Genomic DNA, 16,245 nt, shown 5'->3' with positions numbered 1-16,245 from the left:
TTCGAAAGATCAGGTGTTGCTTAAACCGAAGAAGAAGGCTTCGGATAGCCAGCAATATCACGTCGATCTCTCGACCATTACGAGCGGCTATGCGTGCTGTCCAAAATGGGCTACGCGGGTCGGCCGATTGCCAGTCTGCCTCAGCCAATCCTCGCCACATCGCCGAGGACGTGCCGGGCGACCTCCGAGCCCGTGGCGCACCAAACGCCGGATTTACTCATGATGTGCTGCACGGCCTTTTCGAGATAGGCGATGCGGTGCGGCGCGTCAATCAGCCAGGGATGCATCGGCAGGCCGAAGAATTTCCCGCGTTCGGCACCCTCCTCGTAGAGCGTGTCGAAACCGGCGATGACCATGTCGAGGTAGCGCGGCATCATCTGGATGCGGCGGTCCCAGAGGTTGCGCTGTCATCCCATTCGAAGGGGCTGGGGATCGAAACGAAGTCCTTCCCCACGCTCATGCGAAAGGGCTCATCGTCGTTCGGCCAGTCGCACACATAGCTCAGCCCGGCATCGGCCAGCATTTGCGGCGTGCGGGTGGATTCGCCGTAATCCTGGCTGAACCAACCGGTCGGCCGAACACCGGCGACCTTCTCGATCCTGTCGAGCGACGCCGCGATAAAGGCCTGCTCTTCAGCTTCGGTCATCGCGCTCGAGATCATGCGGCTGGCGGAAATCCCGCGCCCCGCGATCTCGTAGCCACGCTGCAGGAACGTGTTGACGAGATAGGGATATTGCTCGGCCGCCATGGCATTGGTGCCCACCGTGGCGCGCAGCCCATGGGCGTCGAGCATGTCGAGAATGCGGAACATGCAGACCCGATTGCCGTATTCCCACCAACTGAAGGCACGGGGGTCGGGCTGGTGGCGATCCTTCCAGCGCGGGTCGCGCACGGCCCCCTCGGGCGGCATGAATTCGAGATGCTCGAAATAGATGATCGGCACGAAGGCTATGCGGGCGCCATCGGGCCAGGTGAAAGGCGGCCGCTTCCTGATCGAGGAATACTGAAAGTAGCCGTGCTCGACGCCATTGGGGAACGCTGTCATGCGGCCTCTCCCGTCTTGCCGGCCCAGAGGGGCGCCTGTGCCATGTGCGCCTCGACTTTGGGCAGGTGCTGGTCGTTGTACCACTGCGTGATTTCCATGCCGGTCGCCTGCCAGATGCCGTCTGAAGAGGCTCCGGAGCAGCTTGCTGAAGCCTTGCGACAGTTTTTGAGCGAGGCGCATGATGGCGTGCTCGCTGCCGCGGCCTAGCGCTAATGCTCGATTTCGATCCACACCGGAGCGTGGTCACTGGTCTTTTCCAGTGCCCTGATATCGCGGTCGACGTCGGCGGCGCGCAGTCGCTTGGCAACGGCGGGGCTCAGAAGAAAATGATCCATCCTCAGTCCGGCGTTTCGCCCGAAAGCGTTCCGGAAATAGTCCCAATAGGTATAGATCGCCTCGCCCGGGTGCATCTGGCGCAAGGCGTCGGTCCAGCCTTGCGCCACCAATTGCCGATAAGCCTGACGCGTTTCCGGGAAGAAGACCGCGTCCCCTACCCAGCGTTCGGGCTTATAGGCGTCCAGTTCCGTGGGCACCGCGTTGTAATCGCCGCAGAGGATGGTGGGCTCTTTGGTAGCGATCAGTTTCGAGGCACATTGGTCCAGTCGCCTGAACCAGGCCAGCTTGTAGTCGAATTTCGGTCCGGGCGCCGGATTGCCATTTGGCAGGTAGATGCATCCCACCGTGAGGCCGTCGATACTCGCTTGGAGATATCGGCTATGAGTATCGTCAGGATCGCCTGGGAGGCCGCGCCGCGTTTCTTGCGGCTGCCGGCCTCGTGCCAAGATGGCGACGCCATTATAGGATTTCTGGCCGTGCCAGATGGCGCCATAGCCGGCATCCTCGATAGCGCCTATGGGAAATGTCTCGTCGGAAGTCTTGATCTCTTGCAGGCAGACGATGTCGGGCGTGGTCTCCGCCAGCCATTGCAGTAGCACCGGCAGGCGACCCTTTACCCCATTGACGTTATAGGTCGCGATCCGCATCGCTCAACGCCCCTGAGCCAGGCTACGGAAAGTCAGCGAATAGCGCGTTTCCGACACCGGCGGGATGCTGTGTTCCCACTCTGATCGCACTGAACCGCTGAACAGGTAGACAGATCGCGGAGCCAGTTCGGTCGAAACTCGTTGCCACTTCTCGCCGTCCCGGCGGCGAAGTCGCAGCGTGCAAGTTGCCGCGAGCGAGACGCCGATCACCTCACCGAACACCGCCTTGTCCTTGTGCCAGCCAATGCCGGCGCCAGGGCCATATTCGGTGACCAGGACTTGTTTGAAACCTTCGGCGTTCCGGCCGATAGCGGCGGTCGCACGATCCCGGATGGGAAGAAGAAAGTCTGGAATGGCATCAGCCTGTCGAAGCGTCGCCGCCGCGAAGTCATATTTCCAGCCAAACGACACCACGCGCCTCTTGCCCAAAAAACCATGGAAATCGAATTCCTGGAATGGGAGGGTTTCAAGCTCGGCCAGCAACCAGCCCTCCTCGCCCGCGCTGAGCACCTCCGCCGCGTAAACAAAGCCTTCCGGGAATGAAGACGCGCCGAAGAGATCGAGTGTCATCCCTCATCTCCATCGTGATCAATGTAACCCAAGGCGAGCCGCGTTAGGCAATCCCCTTGCCGCCGGTGACGCCATAGACTTCGCCATTGATAAAGCTGGCTTCCTGGCTGGCCAGCAGCACATAGACCGGAGCCAGTTCCACAGGCTGGCCGGGCCTGCCGAAATCGCTGTCCTTGCCGAACTGCTGGACCTTTTCATCGGGCTGGCCACCACTGGGCTGCAACACGGTCCAGAACGGACCCGGCGCGACCACGTTGGCACGAATGCCCTTTTCGATCACCTGCTTGGCCAGCGCCTTGGTATAGGCGACAATCCCCGCCTTGGTGGTGGCGTAGTCCAAAAGGATCGGCGAGGGCTCGTAGGCCTGGATCGACGCCGTGGTGATGATCGCCGCCCCTGGCGGCAGGTGCGGGACGGCTGCCTGGGCGATCCAGTGCAGCGCGTAGAGGTTCGTCTTCATGGTCTGGTCGAAGTCGTCAGTGCTGACTTCCGCCACGGACTCGCGAAACTGCTGGCGGGCGGCATTGATCACCAGGATGTCGAGCCCGCCAAGACCATCGACAGTGCGCCGCACCATATCCTTACACCACGCCTCATCCTTGACATCCCCTGCCAAGCCGAGCGCCTTGCGACCTTCCGCTTCGATCAGGGCGATGACCTCTTTTGCGTCGGCTTCCTCCTCCGGCAGATAGCCGATCGCGACATCGGCGCCCTCGCGCGCATAGGCGATCGCGGCGGCGCGGCCGATGCCGCTATCACCGCCGGTAATAAGGGCCTTCCGACCAGCCAGCCGACCTGATCCCTTGTAGCTTTCTTCGCCATGGTCGGGTTTCGGATCCATCTCTCGGGCCAGACCAGGCGCCGGCTGCGGCTGCTTGGGAAACGGCGGGCGGGGATACTGCTTGCGGGGGTCCTGCATCTTCAGGCGGTCGGTCATGGGGTCCTCGCTGTGTGAGATTACAACCAGCAATGACATTGCAAGCGCTGGGGTTCCGCATGCTGCAATCGGCATCGACGGACGATTTCAGCGATTCATCGTTCAGAAGACAGAGCCTTTTTGCCACCTGTCTCGTTTGAACGTCATGAGCGAACCGATGAATCCTGCCGATCGCGAAGAGCTTTTCGCACTCTATTCCGAGCTGCATCTGGCTTGCGGCCGGGCTGCGGCGGCTCTGCGGCTCGCCGACCACTGGGATGCTCCAGAGGAAGAACTGCTGGCGCGGTTTCGCATCGAGGAAGACCGGGCCGCAGCAATCTGGAAGCGGATAGTGGGGCTACGCGACGGGTCGACCGACTAGGGCCGCCAAGCACGCACCCAGATCTCCCCTCCTCCTGACGGCGCCCCCCCAAAACGTGAATCGCCCCAGCAAAGCTTTCGCGGTAATTATTCCGCTGCGGAACCAATCGCCTGACACTCCGTACACGCTTGAATTCCACCGAGAACAAAGATGTCCGAGAAATACGCGTCAGCAATTCTGCGTTGGCGGCAATATGCCGGCCCGGCGGACACGTGGTCCAGCGCCGCGGTCTCCACAATATTGTTCGGCTGCCAACGCTGGATAGAAAAGAATGGCCCCACCTCCGACCAGGACACGCGCGAGCATATCTTAGCCATCAAGGGCGAATTGGAGGCCTGGGTGGCGGAGCGTGCCGAAGAGGCGCTACCGCCGGTAGTGTAACGTATTGCAGTAGAACAGAATGGCCCGTATCGGGGCAGCTATATTATTCTATTTCAGCTGCTGGAACCGTCCGGCCCCCAAACGATTGTGGTGCTGATGCAGCGCGCGTCAACCGGACATGGCGGCAAGGGAAACAGTGCGATTTTTCCGGTCTCTCGCACTGGCCAACGAAACGGCACTCGAGTCCATACCCCGCCCGCGCTGCATCACCACTCTATCTCAGGAAGCCTACCCTCTGCGCGCTCAGCAGGACTCAGCTGCCTGCCCGACGGGTCCCCGAGTCCTCTTGCTTCATTCTTTCCCTGATGCCGCCGCCGACCGTTGCCCCTTCATGCATCGGCTGATGCAGACTGCCGGTCGTCGCATGCGCCTCCCATGCCTTACGGACTTCGGGCTCTCGCATCTGGTTGAATCGCGACCAACGAGACGAGGCACGCACGGTTCCCCAGAGATGGTCGAACATTCTTCCCAGCGTGAGGGTCCGATTGCTGGAGTGACTTTGGAATTCGCATGCGCAGTCGGCTTGGCTTAGGCCGGATCGACCGCAGGCCAGGGCACCGACAACGCCTGGCGGAACCAGGATTTCACAATTGCGTTCAAGTCCATCATTCATCACGAACGCGAGAACGACAATGGCAGCTCAAAAAGAGAAGACCCTGAATGACCTCTTCGAAGATACGCTGAAGGACATCTATTACGCCGAAAAGCAAATCGTGAGAAATCTGCCTAAGATGGCCAAGGCGGCACAGTGGCCGGCTCTTAAAGCGAGCTTCGAGAAGCACCTTGCCGAAACCGAAGTTCACGTTGAGCGCCTTGAGCAGGTGTTCGAGCTGATCGGCAAAACGCCCCGCGGCAAAGTCTGCGATGCGATCCTCGGCATTCTCGAGGAAGGCAAGTCCATCATGGACGAGTTCAAGGGAACGGTCGCCTTGGACGCCGGCTTGGCCGCTGCGGCCCAAGCTGTGGAGCACTACGAAATCGCCCGCTACGGGACGCTTCGGACCTGGGCAAATCAACTCGGCCTGACTGACGCTGTCGCGCTGTTCGAGGCCACACTGCAGGAAGAAATTGCAACCGACCAGGCGTTGAGCGAACTGGCCGAAGCAGAAGCGAATGTGAAGGCCGCCTAAGTCCTTTGCATCAGGGAACTGGAATTGACGGCGGCCCCCGCAGGGCCGCCGTTTTTGTCGATACGTCCGGACAGTTGAGGAGAGATCGATGCGTTTTATGAAGGACAATGGCCTGACCCTAGCCTTGATGCTTTTGTTTTGCGGGTCGCTGGTGGGAATGGTGCTGACCGGCTGGCAGGTCGAAAACGAGGAGCTGTTGCGCCACAGCGAAGGGCCAATCTCGATCGTCACATATTTCTTCAGCCACGCCTTCCAGTCCGCATTGTTTGAAAACTGGGAGAGCGAATTCCTCCAGATGTCGGCCTACGTGATGATGACAGCGATCCTGTTTCAGAGAGGATCGTCAGAGTCGAAGGATCCGGACGAGAGGAACGCTGCTGAAGACGAGGACCCCGCGAAGAAACAGAACGACCCGGACGCTCCTTGGCCGGTGCGCGCAGGAGCATTCTGGAGACAGCTTTACTCATATTCTTGGGGAACCGCTCTGGCGCTTCTCTTCTTGGGTTCGTTCATTTTACACTGGCTCCATAGCGTGGGCGTTGCCAATGAACAGGCACTGCAACACGGTGAACATGCCCTTGGCGCATGGGAATACCTCGGCAATCCACAATTGTGGTTCGAGTCATTCCAAAACTGGCAGTCGGAATTCCTGTCGACGGCCGTCTTAGTGGTGTTGTCGATTGTGCTGCGGTTCAGAGGCTCGCCTGAGTCAAAGCCGGTGGCTGCGCCGCACGCCACAACGGGACATTGATTCACTACGGTCGTTGAAGTGAGAGGGCGGCCGAAGCCGCCCTCCATTTGCCGCTATGCGCCGTCTGGTCGATCCCAGAACCGAAGGGCTCGACACGTCGCGATGAAGCCGCTGGCGTCACCTGGCTGGTTTAGGGCAATAAAGCCATCGTCAAGATCTTCGGGCAACCCGATCTTTTCGAAGAGTTTGGTCGCCGGTTCGGTGAAGCCCAGAAATTTGTAGTGCGCATAGGCATCGCTGACAAAGTCGCGGGCAGGCGGGAGCTTCATCAGCGACAGCACGCCCTTGTCTGTGATCAGCAACGCGACGGCATCGAACAGCACCGAGGGAGCACCATCGATCTTATGATGAGCAGGTTGCAACGTTCCATCGCTCAGCGTCACGCCGCCAATTGTCGGTGCTATGATTTCGATGACGGCACCCTCAGCGACAATGGCATCCTGCAGGGCTTTGAGCAGCTCTATATCGGCGCCTTCGGTCACCAACACACCGATCTTGCGGCCCTCGAGCGACGGCGGCGGATTTTTCAGGATGCTGAGCATATCGGAGGGAGGCAGGTCAGTTCGCGGGGTCACAGCGGCAGAAGCCGCCGCAGGCAATGCGGTCAGCCCCAAACCATCGGCAACGGTCTGAGCGAGGTCGGGGTCGATATTGAGCAGGTGGCCGACCATGCGTTCGCGAATAGGAGAGAATTCGCATTTGCTGAGTTCGAACACCAGCGCATCGGCGATATGGCGCTGCTCGATCAAGGTCTGGCTGATGTAGAACTGTCGGGCCTGGCTATAATGATCGGCAAAGCTTTCCGGGCGCAGCCGCACCTTCGGCCCCTCGGGTTCCTGGGGAAAGGTCTGGAAGCCTTGCTCCGCTGATTCCCGCGGTCCGCCGATTTCCGGACCCCAGGAATTGGGCTCGTAATTAGCGCGGCCCTTGGGGTTTTGGAACGCCATGTGTCCATCCTGCTGGAAATGATGGAACGGACACTTGGGCGCGTTGATCGGCAACTGGGCGAAGTTCGGCGAGCCCAGACGCTTCAGCTGGGTATCGAGATAGGAAAAATTGCGGCCCTGTAGCAGAGGATCATTGGAGAATTCGATCCCCGGCACCACATTTTGCGTCATGAACGCGACTTGCTCGGTCTCAGCGAAGAAGTTCGCCGGCATGCGGTTGAGCACCAGCCGGCCCACTGGTTCGGCCGGCAGGATTTCTTCGGGGATAAGCTTGGTCGGATCGAGAACGTCGAAATCGAAGCTATCGGCGAAATCCTGGTCGAACACCTGCAGGCAGAGCTCCCATTCGGGAAAGGCGCCACTCTGAATGGCGTTCCACAGGTCGCGCCGATGGAAATCAGGATCGGCGCCGTTGATCTTCACCGCCTCGTTCCACAGCACCGACTGCAGCCCCAGCTTGGGCTTCCAGTGGAATTTGACGAAATTGGACTCGCCCTTGGCATTGACCAGGCGGAAGGTGTGAACGCCGAACCCCTGCATGAAGCGGAATGAGCGCGGGATGGCGCGATCCGACATTACCCACATGATCATGTGCATGGATTCTGGGGTCAGCGAGATGAAATCCCAGAAATTGTCATGGGCACTCTGCGCCTGCGGAAATTCCTTATCCGGCTCGGGTTTGACCGAGTGGATCACGTCGGGAAACTTGATGGCATCCTGGATGAAGAACACGGGGATATTATTGCCAACCAGATCCCAGTTGCCCTCCTGGGTGTAGAATTTGACGGCAAAGCCGCGCACGTCGCGCGCCAGATCGAACGAGCCCTTGCTGCCGGCCACCGTCGAAAACCGCACGAACACCGGCGTCTGCTCGCCCTCGCGTTGGAAGATGTCGGCCCGAGTCAGCTTGGTCAGCGGCTTGTAGGTTTCGAAAAACCCATGGGCGCCATAGCCGCGGGCGTGCACCACCCGCTCCGGGATGCGCTCATGGTCGAAATGGAAGATCTTCTCGCGAAAATGAGAGTCTTCGATGAGGGCCGGGCCGCGTGCACCCTGACGAAGCGTATTCTGGTCGTCCCCGACCGGCGTCCCCTGTTGCGTGGTGAGGACATCGTAGCCTTCCTCGGCAGTCTGATGTGTCTCCCCACCCGCGGCCCGGTTCACCGCTTGATCGCCGTATGTTGCCTCTTCAAAACCAGTGGATTTCGGACGTCGGGTCATGATCTTCTCCAGGAGGACAGTGCTGCTCAGCCATAAAGGTTCACCGGCCGAAATGTTCCCGCGGGTCAAAATGGGCCGCGACTTGTAACGTCGCTTTCTCCCGCTCCAGCATTCAAGGCCCACAGCATGCTGACATTCCCCGACCTGCCACACGCCGGTCCAGTCCCCAGCACATGTGCAATAAAGTGACGGAACGCACCTGTAGATCGACCATTGTTGCAGTCCAGCCATTCGGCATGCACTTGGAGACAAACAATGCCCCTAAAAGCCCTTTTACTCAGCACCGTCGTGCTATTCGCTACGCCCGCCTTTGCACAAAATGCCGCCCCCGCACCCGCGGCGCCGGCCGCAACGATGAGCGTTTCGGACCCAGCTGAGTTCGCGACCAAGGCGGCGATCGGCAACATGTTCGAGCTCAAGTCCAGCGCCCTGGCCCAGGACCACACGCAAAATGCCGATGTGCTCGCATTTGCCGAACAAATGACCACCGACCACTCCAAGGCGGCGCAGGATATGTTGACTGCGGTCACTGCGGAGAAGGTGACGCCATCTACCGGGCTAGACGAACCCCACCAGACCCAGCTCGATGCGCTTGAGGACGTCAAGGACGACCAGTTCGATGCGGCCTATATCGAGGCCCAGGTTAAGGCGCACGACGAGGCCGTAGCACTCTTTGAGGGCTATGCAGCTGGTGGGCCCGCTGGAGCGCTCAAGGACTTCGCTTCGAACACTCTGCCGACGCTGAAGATGCACCAGGAGCATATTCACGCTCTTGCGGGAAAATAACTGCGCTCGTTCGCGATTTCTAGGAGCTCCTTTTGGGGGCCTTTTTTGGTTGGTAGTGGAGACCCGGTGCCGATCAGTTCCGCCACGCGATTGCAGACCAAGCGCCGAGCCGAAGGACCTCCCCATGCTGGTGAAAATCTCCGGTGGAAACAGGCGCACCCTGGATGAGGCAAGGCATGTCCAGGGGGGCGGCCGTGGGATTGAGTGCCAGGGTTAGCGTACCTGCCTGGAACATCCAGTTGACGATCAGCCCTTGTCCGTGCCGGGCGCTTGTGGCGTCGGTACAGGGCGTTGCGGACAGCGGCCAAACCTTGTCGCGACGGAACGAGGCGAGCTCGCGAAACCGGCGAAGCGAGGCGCGGTGCTGATCCTCGCCGAACGCCTCCCATGGCAACTTGGCCATCTCGAATGTGCGAGGGTCGTTCGGATGCGGCAGATCCCCGTCCTCGACCGCCTCCATGAACATCTCGCGCATTTCCTTGTAGCGCCGCTTGTTGGCTTTCTCGCCTTCCTCTTGGCTCATATCCACGAAAAATGGGAAAGGGGACGCCAGGCTGGCTTCATCGCCCATGAAGCAGAGCGGAATTTGCGGGGCAATGAATTTGACGAAATGCACAAAGTCGAGCCTGTTAGGCTCGAGCCGGGCGGACAGGCGCTTGCCGTCCGCGCGATTGCCGATCTGGTCGTGGTTTTCCACATAGGTAATGAAGGAATCGGGCGGTAGCCGGCTCGCAGGGCCGCCACGCATGCGTCCATCGCTTTCCGGACCCTCGTCGTGGTCGTGAACGAAGCCATCGGCGAGAGCTTTTTCAAGATCCGCGACGGGATCTTTGCTGTGTTCGTCGTAGCCGGTCTTTTTGCCCTCGCCGGTGACGATGTAAGCGAGGACGTGATGCATGTCCTCATTCCACTGAGCCCAGTAGGTCATAGGCTCATTGTGATCGTTACGCTCCAGCCATTGCGTCGAGTTATTCATATTCTCAAGGATCAGTTTTACCCCCGGCTTGACGGCCCGGGCGGTCGCCGCGAGCTCCCCGAGAAATTTGTCTTTGGCGTCGCTCTTGATTTCATGGACGGCATCGAAGCGCAGCCCGTCGAAGCCGTACTCGACCAGCCACATCATGGCATTTTCGTAGTAGAAGTGACGCACCAGTTCCTGATTGAAGTCGATGCCTGGTCCCCAAGGCGTCTCGATCTTTTCGTCGAACCACTCAGGGACATACTGGGGGGCGTAATTGTCGACGCTGCCAAAGTGATTGTAGACCACATCCAGGATCATGGTCAGCCCGAGCTCATGGGCGCGAGCGACCAGATCGCGCAATTCTTCCGGTGTGCCGTAAGAAGATTCCGGCGCGAAGACGAGAGTTCCGTCGTAACCCCAATTGCGAGAACCGGGGCATTCATTGACGGGCATGATCTCAAGGCAGGTGTAGCCGGCGTCACGAAAATGTTCCAGGTGTTCGCTGAGTGCGGCGAATGTTCCCTCAGGCGTGGCCGTACCGATATGCACCTCACAGAATACCATCTCATGCCAAGGCCGCGAGAAGGTCGGAGGCGGAACCAACTGCTCTCGAACGACGCTCCAGCCGGTCGTATCGCCGTCTTGTTGGCGCGAAGCGAGATCCGGGAACTCGAGATCACCCACCCGAAATTTGTACCGTGTGCCAGGTCCGCATTCCGCCAAGACTTCGAAGAAGCCATCTGATCTCTTGCTCATGGCAACAGCCGCTTGACCTTGGATCACGAGTTTGGCTGTCGCGGCCCCGGGGGCCCATAGTCGAAACCGCGTCTGCGCACCCTCGATCTGGGGTCCAAAGCGGTATGCAAGATCGGTCGCGACGCGGTCCTGAGCCATAATACAGTCCTGTAAAGGGAACACGCGCCTCAACGCCGGCAAGTTTTCGGAGTTCCGCTGGTTTGTCGGAACTCCAATGCGCCTCAACAGCGTTATGGGGCCATGGTCCAGATCGGCTACCACGCCTCGCACGAACAGTTTGCCCCGAGCCGCCTGCTTGCGTTGGTCAAGCGCGCGGAGGCGGCCGGCTTTCATGCTGCCAAGTCCTCTGATCACTTTCATCCCTGGAGCGAGCGGCAAGGCCAATCGGGTTTCGCCTGGTCATGGCTGGGCGCGGCTATGGAGGCGACTCGCTTCCCCATGGGGATCATTTCGGCGCCCGGCTACCGCTACCACCCGGCTGTGCTGGCACAAGCGGCGGCGACAATCGGCGAAATGTATCAGGGACGGTTGTGGCTGGCGTTGGGCAGCGGTGAAGCCATCAACGAGGCAATCACCGGTGAGTATTGGCCTGAGAAGGCCGAGCGCAATGCCCGGCTTCTCGAATGCGTGAACGTGATGCGCCGCCTGTTTGCGGGCGAGACGGTAACCCATCGCGGCCGGATCACAGTCGTTGAAGCCAAACTCTATACCAGGCCCGCTACACCTGTGCCGCTCTACGGCGCAGCAGTGACCGCCAAGACGGCTGCATTGGCGGGCAACTGGGCGGACGGCTTGCTGTTGGCGGGAAGCCGCGCGGAAGGCGTCCGGCCATTGATCGAAGCGTTTCGCGAAGGTGGCGGAGACGGCAAGCCGGTGCATGTGCAGATGGCGGTTAGCTGGGCCCCGACGCTGATGGCCGCTGAGGAAAACGCTGTCAGCCAATGGCCTTCGGCGGCAATTGGAGGTGAGGTCGCATGGGACCTGCGGCGCCCTGCCGATTTTGACAGCGCCTCGAAGGCCGTCACCAAGGAAGCGCTCGGACATGCCATCCTTATCACCGACAGCACCACCCGCATTGCCGATGAGATCGATGAGATCGCCGCCGTCGGCGCGACTGCGGTTCATCTGCACATGGTGGGACAGGAGCAGGAGGCGTTCATCGAGGAAATTGGGCGCTCCTGCATATTGACCGGCAGCGGGGGTCAAGGCTGCTAGACGTGGATCAGCCGCCGCGGCCAATATCTGAAGTGAGCGTCTCGACCGGTGTTGGTCTCGTCGAATAGGCGTAGCTAATTCTTACGTCCACATTTCTCAGGTGGCTCCACGCTGCCATCTCACGAATTTGGGCTGAGGGGTTTACTCACGAGACCTCATCGGTGCTGGCCCATGGCGGATTACAAATCCCCTTGTTGCGGGCAGGCCTTGGGACTCCGATGGCGTCATGGCGCTGCGGCCGATAACGTCGCCGAAGGCGAGAGTTTGCCTTGAACCGCGCGCTCTGGACTCCACGTTTTGGAAAGCGCATTCTTTTGGACGGGAGGCCCAAATGGACGAGGAAAATATCGTCCGAGACCTGGAAGTCTCGGACAGCACCAGGACGCTGAAGGCGAGTTATTTCGTGGAGCACGGCGTGCTACATGCGAGCATCGAGGGCCGAGTTTTTCGCCTGCCAGTCGGCGACGACACCTCGGCCGATGCCGTGCATCGACTGTTGGTCGGGAATCTCCAGACCCGGGCCTGGCGCAAGCGAATGGCCACCCACTGGCGCCGACCGGCCCCACGGATTCATTTGAGTGTCGTGGTTGACCCGCCAACGATGGACTGCCCGAAAACGCGGGCCGACGGCTAGTCAGACCTTGGCGGTGCAGGTACTACCGCAATCAAAGTCGGCGCGGTGAACGTAGTCCATCGCGCGATAAGCGGCGCCCACTCCCTTACCTCTGAGACCACGAACTCGGCCTTCGAGGCGAGCATTGCCCAGGCGCCGCGGTTTCATGGCGATGTTTCCTGTTGGTTTTCACCGCCGCCAGCCACTCCGCGACTGCCTGTCCCGCACTGCCGGCGTCCTCGCCGAGAACCACGAGCCCGTCAAGCACCCGCGATATCCTCGCGCACCCGCCGGAGTCGGCAGACGATTTACGTCGAAAGGCGTTACGTGCTGGTCGGCGAGGTCTTGGCCGGCGACAAAGCTCCTGACGGTTAGGCGGACGTTCCACAGCGGCGAGCCAACGAAGACAACATCGTAGCTGCCGATGTCGTCGATCTTGGTTCGCAGGGGCGGCAGGAATAAAGCTGCCCTTCACCGCCCGGCGAAATGTCATCAGCGTAGTCGCGTTGAATCCAATCGGAATCGGGCCAGGCCCGATCCCCACTGCGCTCCGCCTCAGCAGCCGCGTGCGAGCTGGTTTCCTTGGGACGGCAATTCCGACGAAGAAAACGATGGTCCAATTTGTCCTTGGTCTATTCTTCCGCTCGCTCGGAAGACAGTAACATTTCCACCATGCAATCGGGCGACCGCGACATGGGCTGTGTAGCCTCGTAGTACGCAGGCTTTCGCAGCTACGATTGCGCGCTGTCGGACCATTAATATTGGGAACCGGTCCGCAGGCTCCTGATGGTATGCTGCGGTCAGGGGTCAAAAATGCAGCGCGAACCGACGAAGGTGCCGGGGCGACCCGTCAATCTTTGAGTTCCGACGACCATGGAAAGTTGACGTACTGGTAGCGCGTGTCAAAGCAGATATTGCCGTACATCCTGAGGTAGGCACCGCGCCGGGCGGAATCGGCAAAGACGGCTGCCGGATCGACCAGGTCGGCCTGATATTGAGCGATATTGTCTGCCGTCAACGCGACTGGAAGGATGTCCATTGCCTGGGGCACGCTTTTGCCGTCCAGCCAGTCGGCAACAAATTGGCCCATCGCGTAACCAAACACCGGCGAGGATAGGGCGATGCTGGCCTTGTAGGGGCTGTCACCCCTGATGATTTCGGCCACCCCTTCGCCGTCGCCGTCGATGCCACCCAAAAACTGGTCGGGACGGTCTCTGCCAGCAGCCCGAAGGGCGTCGAGCGCGCCCAGCACGACGGCGTCGCCGCCCAAGACGACGTCGATATTCGGATTGGCCAAAAGGATCGTATTCATCGTCGCGAACCCGCCCTCCTTGCTCACGGGACTTGGCGCGATATCGGCGACGATCGTCACCCCTGGCATGGCATTGAAGCCGTCGCGCATCGCTTCGAACCGCGGCGTCAGATATTCCATGCTGTCCTGCGTCAGCAGAACCACATTGGCCTTGCCGCCGAGATGGGCATTGATGTGGGAGATGGCGGCATCCGTAAGCGCCTTACCGGTCGCATATTGCGGTGCGTTGAGCAGCAAGGTCGCTGGCGGCGGGACGACGGTACCGACGAAGGTGCCTGCCCAAATGGCCTGCTGCAGGCTTTTGCTGATCGCTGTCGGATCCGAGGATGTGGCGACGAGACCACCGACCTTCGCCTCGTGAAACGCCGCTATCTGCTGCAGCGCCTTGGTGACATCGTTGTCGGTAATGCTGTGGCGGTACTCAAGGCCACGGTCTTTCGCTGCCATTTCTAGCCCGTAACCGATGCCCTGCAGGAAATCGCGCTCATTCTCCTGCACGTAGGCCAGCACCCGGGAAACGCCCTGCGGCGCCGTGCACATTGGCGCGGAAGGATTGAAAGTCGGAAAAACCATGCGTTGCGTGATGCCGGGCGGCCCTTCCTGGGCAATTGCGACACTGGCGCCGATCATCGTTGCAAGCACGAGGGTTAAAGGCACCGCAAGTCGCCAGCGAACACTTCGATACAATGACATTCGTCCTCACCGCCGCGCCGATAGGCGTCTCTTTTGGAGGACCTTTTCACATATCCGGTGTACCGGTCTACTCTACGACAGCGGACGGAGTCGATTTCGGCGTGAAGCTCAGATAGGCGGCCGTGCCTGGCTGGCGGCCGCGGTATTCGATTGTTGCAGACAGGCTCATGCACATCGCCTTAACGATGCGGGTCCCGACACCAGTCCCCTTGGCTGGCGCCCCCTCGGCCCGGCCGACACCGTCGTCTTCGACGGTCAGCTCAATCTGTTCGCCGGCTTTGCCGAGACGCACCCGAACCTCACCGACCCCATCGGGATAGGCGTATTTGAACGCGTTGGTCACCAGTTCGGTGATGATCACGCCCAGGCTGATGCTCGCGTCGGTATCGAGGTCGATCGGCTCGATGGCAAAAGACAAAGACACGCCATGCCCCTGGCCGCGCAGCGAGGTGCTCAGGTGCTCCAGCAACCCCGTCAGGTATTCATCCAGCTGCACGGACCGCACATCGGCAGAACCATAGAGCCGCTTGTGTACCAGCGAGATGGCGAAGATGCGCTCCTGCGTTTCCGCCAGCGCGTCCTTGGCAACCTGGTCCGCGACCGCCCGCGATTGCAGCGTGATCAGGGACGACACCAGCGACAGGCTATTGGCGACGCGGTGGTTGACCTCTGCCAGCAAAACCCCGGCCCGGTCCCGCTCGATCGCCAGGTCAGCCGTTCTGGTCGAGACGCGCCGCTCGAGCTCGTTGTTGAGCGTGGTGACCTCGTTGCCCGTCGCGCGCAGTTCTCGCGTATATCGGGTGATGCCATAGGCCGCCCCGCCGACCACTGCGACGATGACCAGCGCGCCTATTCCAGACACGAGGCGAAGCCACGCTGCATTGGCGCTCTGCTCGGCGACGCCGGCCGTCAACCGACTGTCGGCCATCCCGATGATGCCGGCGAAGAACACGTTGGCTTCGTCGGTCAGCGCTTTGCCGCTGTTCGTCAGGATGATGGCGATGACGTCGTCGTCGCGCCCGTCCCGCTTGAGGGCAATGGTGCGATCGAATTCGTCGAATTTTGTCGCGAGGATTTCCGATAGGCGGCTGAGCGTCGCGTCCGCGTTGGGATAGGGGAGCAGCAGCGATTGCAGCGCCAGCAGGTATCTTTGTTCCTGCGCTTTGGCGGACTGGTATGGCGCAAGGTAGATTTCATTGCCGGTAATGATGAAGCCACGCTGGCTGGATTCGGCCGTCTGCATCGCATTGCGCAGTTCCACGGCAGCAACGCGCGTATCGCGTGCGGCCATCGCGTCGGCGAAATAGGCTTGTGCCCGCTCCCCCAGCCAGAAGTTCGTGCCCACGATGGCCATAAGAGCAACGAACCCGACAAGCAGGAACGCAGAAGTTGACCGGATAAGCTGTCGGGTAGAAGTGGGCATCAGCACTTTTTGCCCTATTCCATGCTGTCGCGCCACGGCTGAATAGAACATCCTCCGGGATCTCGGCACGGTGCTTGATTTCGCGAGCCTCTGGAAGCCCGCCAGCTTGACCTCCAGCAGCCAAGCCGCTGTTCCGGACCGCATATTATGCGAATCGAAA

At 60.4% G+C, this 16,245-nt stretch carries 16 protein-coding genes; 7 read left to right on the top strand and 9 right to left on the bottom strand.

From position 1 onward, the window contains the following. Positions 1 to 140: 140 nt before the first annotated feature. From JWR51_RS02650 to JWR51_RS02630, 5 genes are all read right to left on the bottom strand, one after another. Positions 141 to 377 (bottom strand): hypothetical protein, encoded by a 237-nt coding sequence (locus JWR51_RS02650; protein ID WP_299743310.1) that lies wholly within the window; start codon positions 375 to 377, stop codon positions 141 to 143. Next, a complete protein-coding gene (locus JWR51_RS02645) occupies positions 374 to 1,045 on the bottom strand; it encodes a polysaccharide deacetylase family protein (protein ID WP_299743307.1) in 672 nt (223 codons plus the stop codon). Before JWR51_RS02645 ends, JWR51_RS02650 begins: the two co-directional genes overlap by 4 nt. 209 nt (positions 1,046 to 1,254) lie before the next feature. Next, complete coding sequence (gene xth / locus JWR51_RS02640) at positions 1,255 to 2,028, bottom strand: exodeoxyribonuclease III (protein WP_299743304.1); 774 nt, start codon at positions 2,026 to 2,028, stop codon at positions 1,255 to 1,257. A 3-nt stretch (positions 2,029 to 2,031) separates the two neighbouring features. Next, positions 2,032 to 2,598 carry an alpha-ketoglutarate-dependent dioxygenase AlkB gene (locus tag JWR51_RS02635; protein WP_299743303.1) on the bottom strand — a complete coding sequence of 189 codons (567 nt, stop codon included), beginning with the start codon at positions 2,596 to 2,598 and terminating at the stop codon, positions 2,032 to 2,034. Between the two features lie 43 nt (positions 2,599 to 2,641). Continuing rightward, the gene (locus JWR51_RS02630) at positions 2,642 to 3,535 is read right to left on the bottom strand and encodes an SDR family oxidoreductase (protein WP_299743301.1); all 894 of its coding nucleotides are present in this window, start codon (positions 3,533 to 3,535) and stop codon (positions 2,642 to 2,644) included. Between JWR51_RS02630 and JWR51_RS02625 the strand changes: the two genes are divergently transcribed. The 4 genes from JWR51_RS02625 to JWR51_RS02610 all read left to right on the top strand — a co-directional run bounded on the left by JWR51_RS02625 (position 3,534) and on the right by JWR51_RS02610 (position 6,158). Next, entirely contained in the window at positions 3,534 to 3,896 is a 363-nt protein-coding gene (locus JWR51_RS02625) for a hypothetical protein (RefSeq protein WP_299743299.1), read from the top strand. The two genes, JWR51_RS02630 and JWR51_RS02625, sit on opposite strands and share 2 nt — an antisense overlap. Positions 3,897 to 4,046: 150 nt before the next feature. Further along, entirely contained in the window at positions 4,047 to 4,277 is a 231-nt protein-coding gene (locus JWR51_RS02620; RefSeq protein WP_299743298.1) for a hypothetical protein, read from the top strand. A 632-nt stretch (positions 4,278 to 4,909) separates the two neighbouring features. Continuing rightward, the gene (locus JWR51_RS02615) at positions 4,910 to 5,407 is read left to right on the top strand and encodes a ferritin-like domain-containing protein (protein WP_299743295.1); all 498 of its coding nucleotides are present in this window, start codon (positions 4,910 to 4,912) and stop codon (positions 5,405 to 5,407) included. 88 nt (positions 5,408 to 5,495) lie between these two features. Then, positions 5,496 to 6,158: a DUF6766 family protein gene (locus tag JWR51_RS02610; RefSeq protein ID WP_299743293.1), complete on the top strand. Its 663-nt coding sequence runs from the start codon at positions 5,496 to 5,498 to the stop codon at positions 6,156 to 6,158. A gap of 53 nt (positions 6,159 to 6,211) precedes the next feature. On the opposite strand, the gene JWR51_RS02605 is transcribed toward JWR51_RS02610, so the two are convergent. Further along, complete coding sequence (locus tag JWR51_RS02605; protein WP_299743290.1) at positions 6,212 to 8,326, bottom strand: catalase; 2,115 nt, start codon at positions 8,324 to 8,326, stop codon at positions 6,212 to 6,214. Positions 8,327 to 8,581: 255 nt separating this feature from the next. Here JWR51_RS02605 and JWR51_RS02600 point away from each other — a divergent pair, with 255 nt between their 5' ends. Further along, entirely contained in the window at positions 8,582 to 9,112 is a 531-nt protein-coding gene (locus JWR51_RS02600) for a DUF4142 domain-containing protein (protein ID WP_299743287.1), read from the top strand. 73 nt (positions 9,113 to 9,185) lie between these two features. Here the strand turns inward: JWR51_RS02600 and JWR51_RS02595 are convergent, their stop codons facing one another. After that, positions 9,186 to 10,967, bottom strand: coding sequence for an alpha-amylase family glycosyl hydrolase (locus JWR51_RS02595; protein WP_299743284.1), 1,782 nt, complete (start codon positions 10,965 to 10,967; stop codon positions 9,186 to 9,188). 102 nt (positions 10,968 to 11,069) lie between these two features. Between JWR51_RS02595 and JWR51_RS02590 the strand changes: the two genes are divergently transcribed. Continuing rightward, entirely contained in the window at positions 11,070 to 12,044 is a 975-nt protein-coding gene (locus JWR51_RS02590; RefSeq protein ID WP_299743281.1) for a TIGR03885 family FMN-dependent LLM class oxidoreductase, read from the top strand. 331 nt (positions 12,045 to 12,375) lie between these two features. Beyond that, positions 12,376 to 12,678, top strand: a complete 303-nt coding sequence (locus JWR51_RS02585) for a hypothetical protein (RefSeq protein ID WP_299743278.1) — start codon at positions 12,376 to 12,378, stop codon at positions 12,676 to 12,678. An 829-nt stretch (positions 12,679 to 13,507) separates the two neighbouring features. On the opposite strand, the gene JWR51_RS02580 is transcribed toward JWR51_RS02585, so the two are convergent. Together JWR51_RS02580 and JWR51_RS02575 are read right to left on the bottom strand one after the other, a co-directional pair. Continuing rightward, on the bottom strand, positions 13,508 to 14,662 hold the full coding sequence (locus JWR51_RS02580) for a sugar ABC transporter substrate-binding protein (RefSeq protein ID WP_299743276.1): 1,155 nt from the start codon (positions 14,660 to 14,662) through the stop codon (positions 13,508 to 13,510). A gap of 67 nt (positions 14,663 to 14,729) precedes the next feature. Continuing rightward, positions 14,730 to 16,016: a CHASE3 domain-containing protein gene (locus tag JWR51_RS02575; RefSeq protein WP_299743274.1), complete on the bottom strand. Its 1,287-nt coding sequence runs from the start codon at positions 16,014 to 16,016 to the stop codon at positions 14,730 to 14,732. Positions 16,017 to 16,245: the final 229 nt, after the last annotated feature.

The sequence above is a fragment of the Devosia sp. genome, assembly GCF_028290625.1.
Classification (GTDB): Bacteria; Pseudomonadota; Alphaproteobacteria; order Rhizobiales; family Devosiaceae; genus Devosia.
The sequence above is the reverse complement of the archived record's forward strand: the minus strand, read 5'-3'. Positions and strand labels throughout refer to the sequence as shown.

Bases quoted from the DNA above. Each gene is read 5' to 3' on its own strand.
- JWR51_RS02650 (WP_299743310.1), bottom strand. From the start codon at position 377: ATGATGCCGCGCTACCTCGACATGGTCATCGCCGGTTTCGACACGCTC.
- JWR51_RS02645 (WP_299743307.1), bottom strand. From the start codon at position 1,045: ATGACAGCGTTCCCCAATGGCGTCGAGCACGGCTACTTTCAGTATTCC.
- xth (WP_299743304.1), bottom strand. From the start codon at position 2,028: ATGCGGATCGCGACCTATAACGTCAATGGGGTAAAGGGTCGCCTGCCG.
- JWR51_RS02635 (WP_299743303.1), bottom strand. From the start codon at position 2,598: ATGACACTCGATCTCTTCGGCGCGTCTTCATTCCCGGAAGGCTTTGTT.
- JWR51_RS02625 (WP_299743299.1), top strand. From the start codon at position 3,534: ATGGGGTCCTCGCTGTGTGAGATTACAACCAGCAATGACATTGCAAGC.
- JWR51_RS02630 (WP_299743301.1), bottom strand. From the start codon at position 3,535: ATGACCGACCGCCTGAAGATGCAGGACCCCCGCAAGCAGTATCCCCGC.
- JWR51_RS02620 (WP_299743298.1), top strand. From the start codon at position 4,047: ATGTCCGAGAAATACGCGTCAGCAATTCTGCGTTGGCGGCAATATGCC.
- JWR51_RS02615 (WP_299743295.1), top strand. From the start codon at position 4,910: ATGGCAGCTCAAAAAGAGAAGACCCTGAATGACCTCTTCGAAGATACG.
- JWR51_RS02610 (WP_299743293.1), top strand. From the start codon at position 5,496: ATGCGTTTTATGAAGGACAATGGCCTGACCCTAGCCTTGATGCTTTTG.
- JWR51_RS02605 (WP_299743290.1), bottom strand. From the start codon at position 8,326: ATGACCCGACGTCCGAAATCCACTGGTTTTGAAGAGGCAACATACGGC.
- JWR51_RS02600 (WP_299743287.1), top strand. From the start codon at position 8,582: ATGCCCCTAAAAGCCCTTTTACTCAGCACCGTCGTGCTATTCGCTACG.
- JWR51_RS02595 (WP_299743284.1), bottom strand. From the start codon at position 10,967: ATGGCTCAGGACCGCGTCGCGACCGATCTTGCATACCGCTTTGGACCC.
- JWR51_RS02590 (WP_299743281.1), top strand. From the start codon at position 11,070: ATGGTCCAGATCGGCTACCACGCCTCGCACGAACAGTTTGCCCCGAGC.
- JWR51_RS02585 (WP_299743278.1), top strand. From the start codon at position 12,376: ATGGACGAGGAAAATATCGTCCGAGACCTGGAAGTCTCGGACAGCACC.
- JWR51_RS02580 (WP_299743276.1), bottom strand. From the start codon at position 14,662: ATGTCATTGTATCGAAGTGTTCGCTGGCGACTTGCGGTGCCTTTAACC.
- JWR51_RS02575 (WP_299743274.1), bottom strand. From the start codon at position 16,016: ATGGCCATCGTGGGCACGAACTTCTGGCTGGGGGAGCGGGCACAAGCC.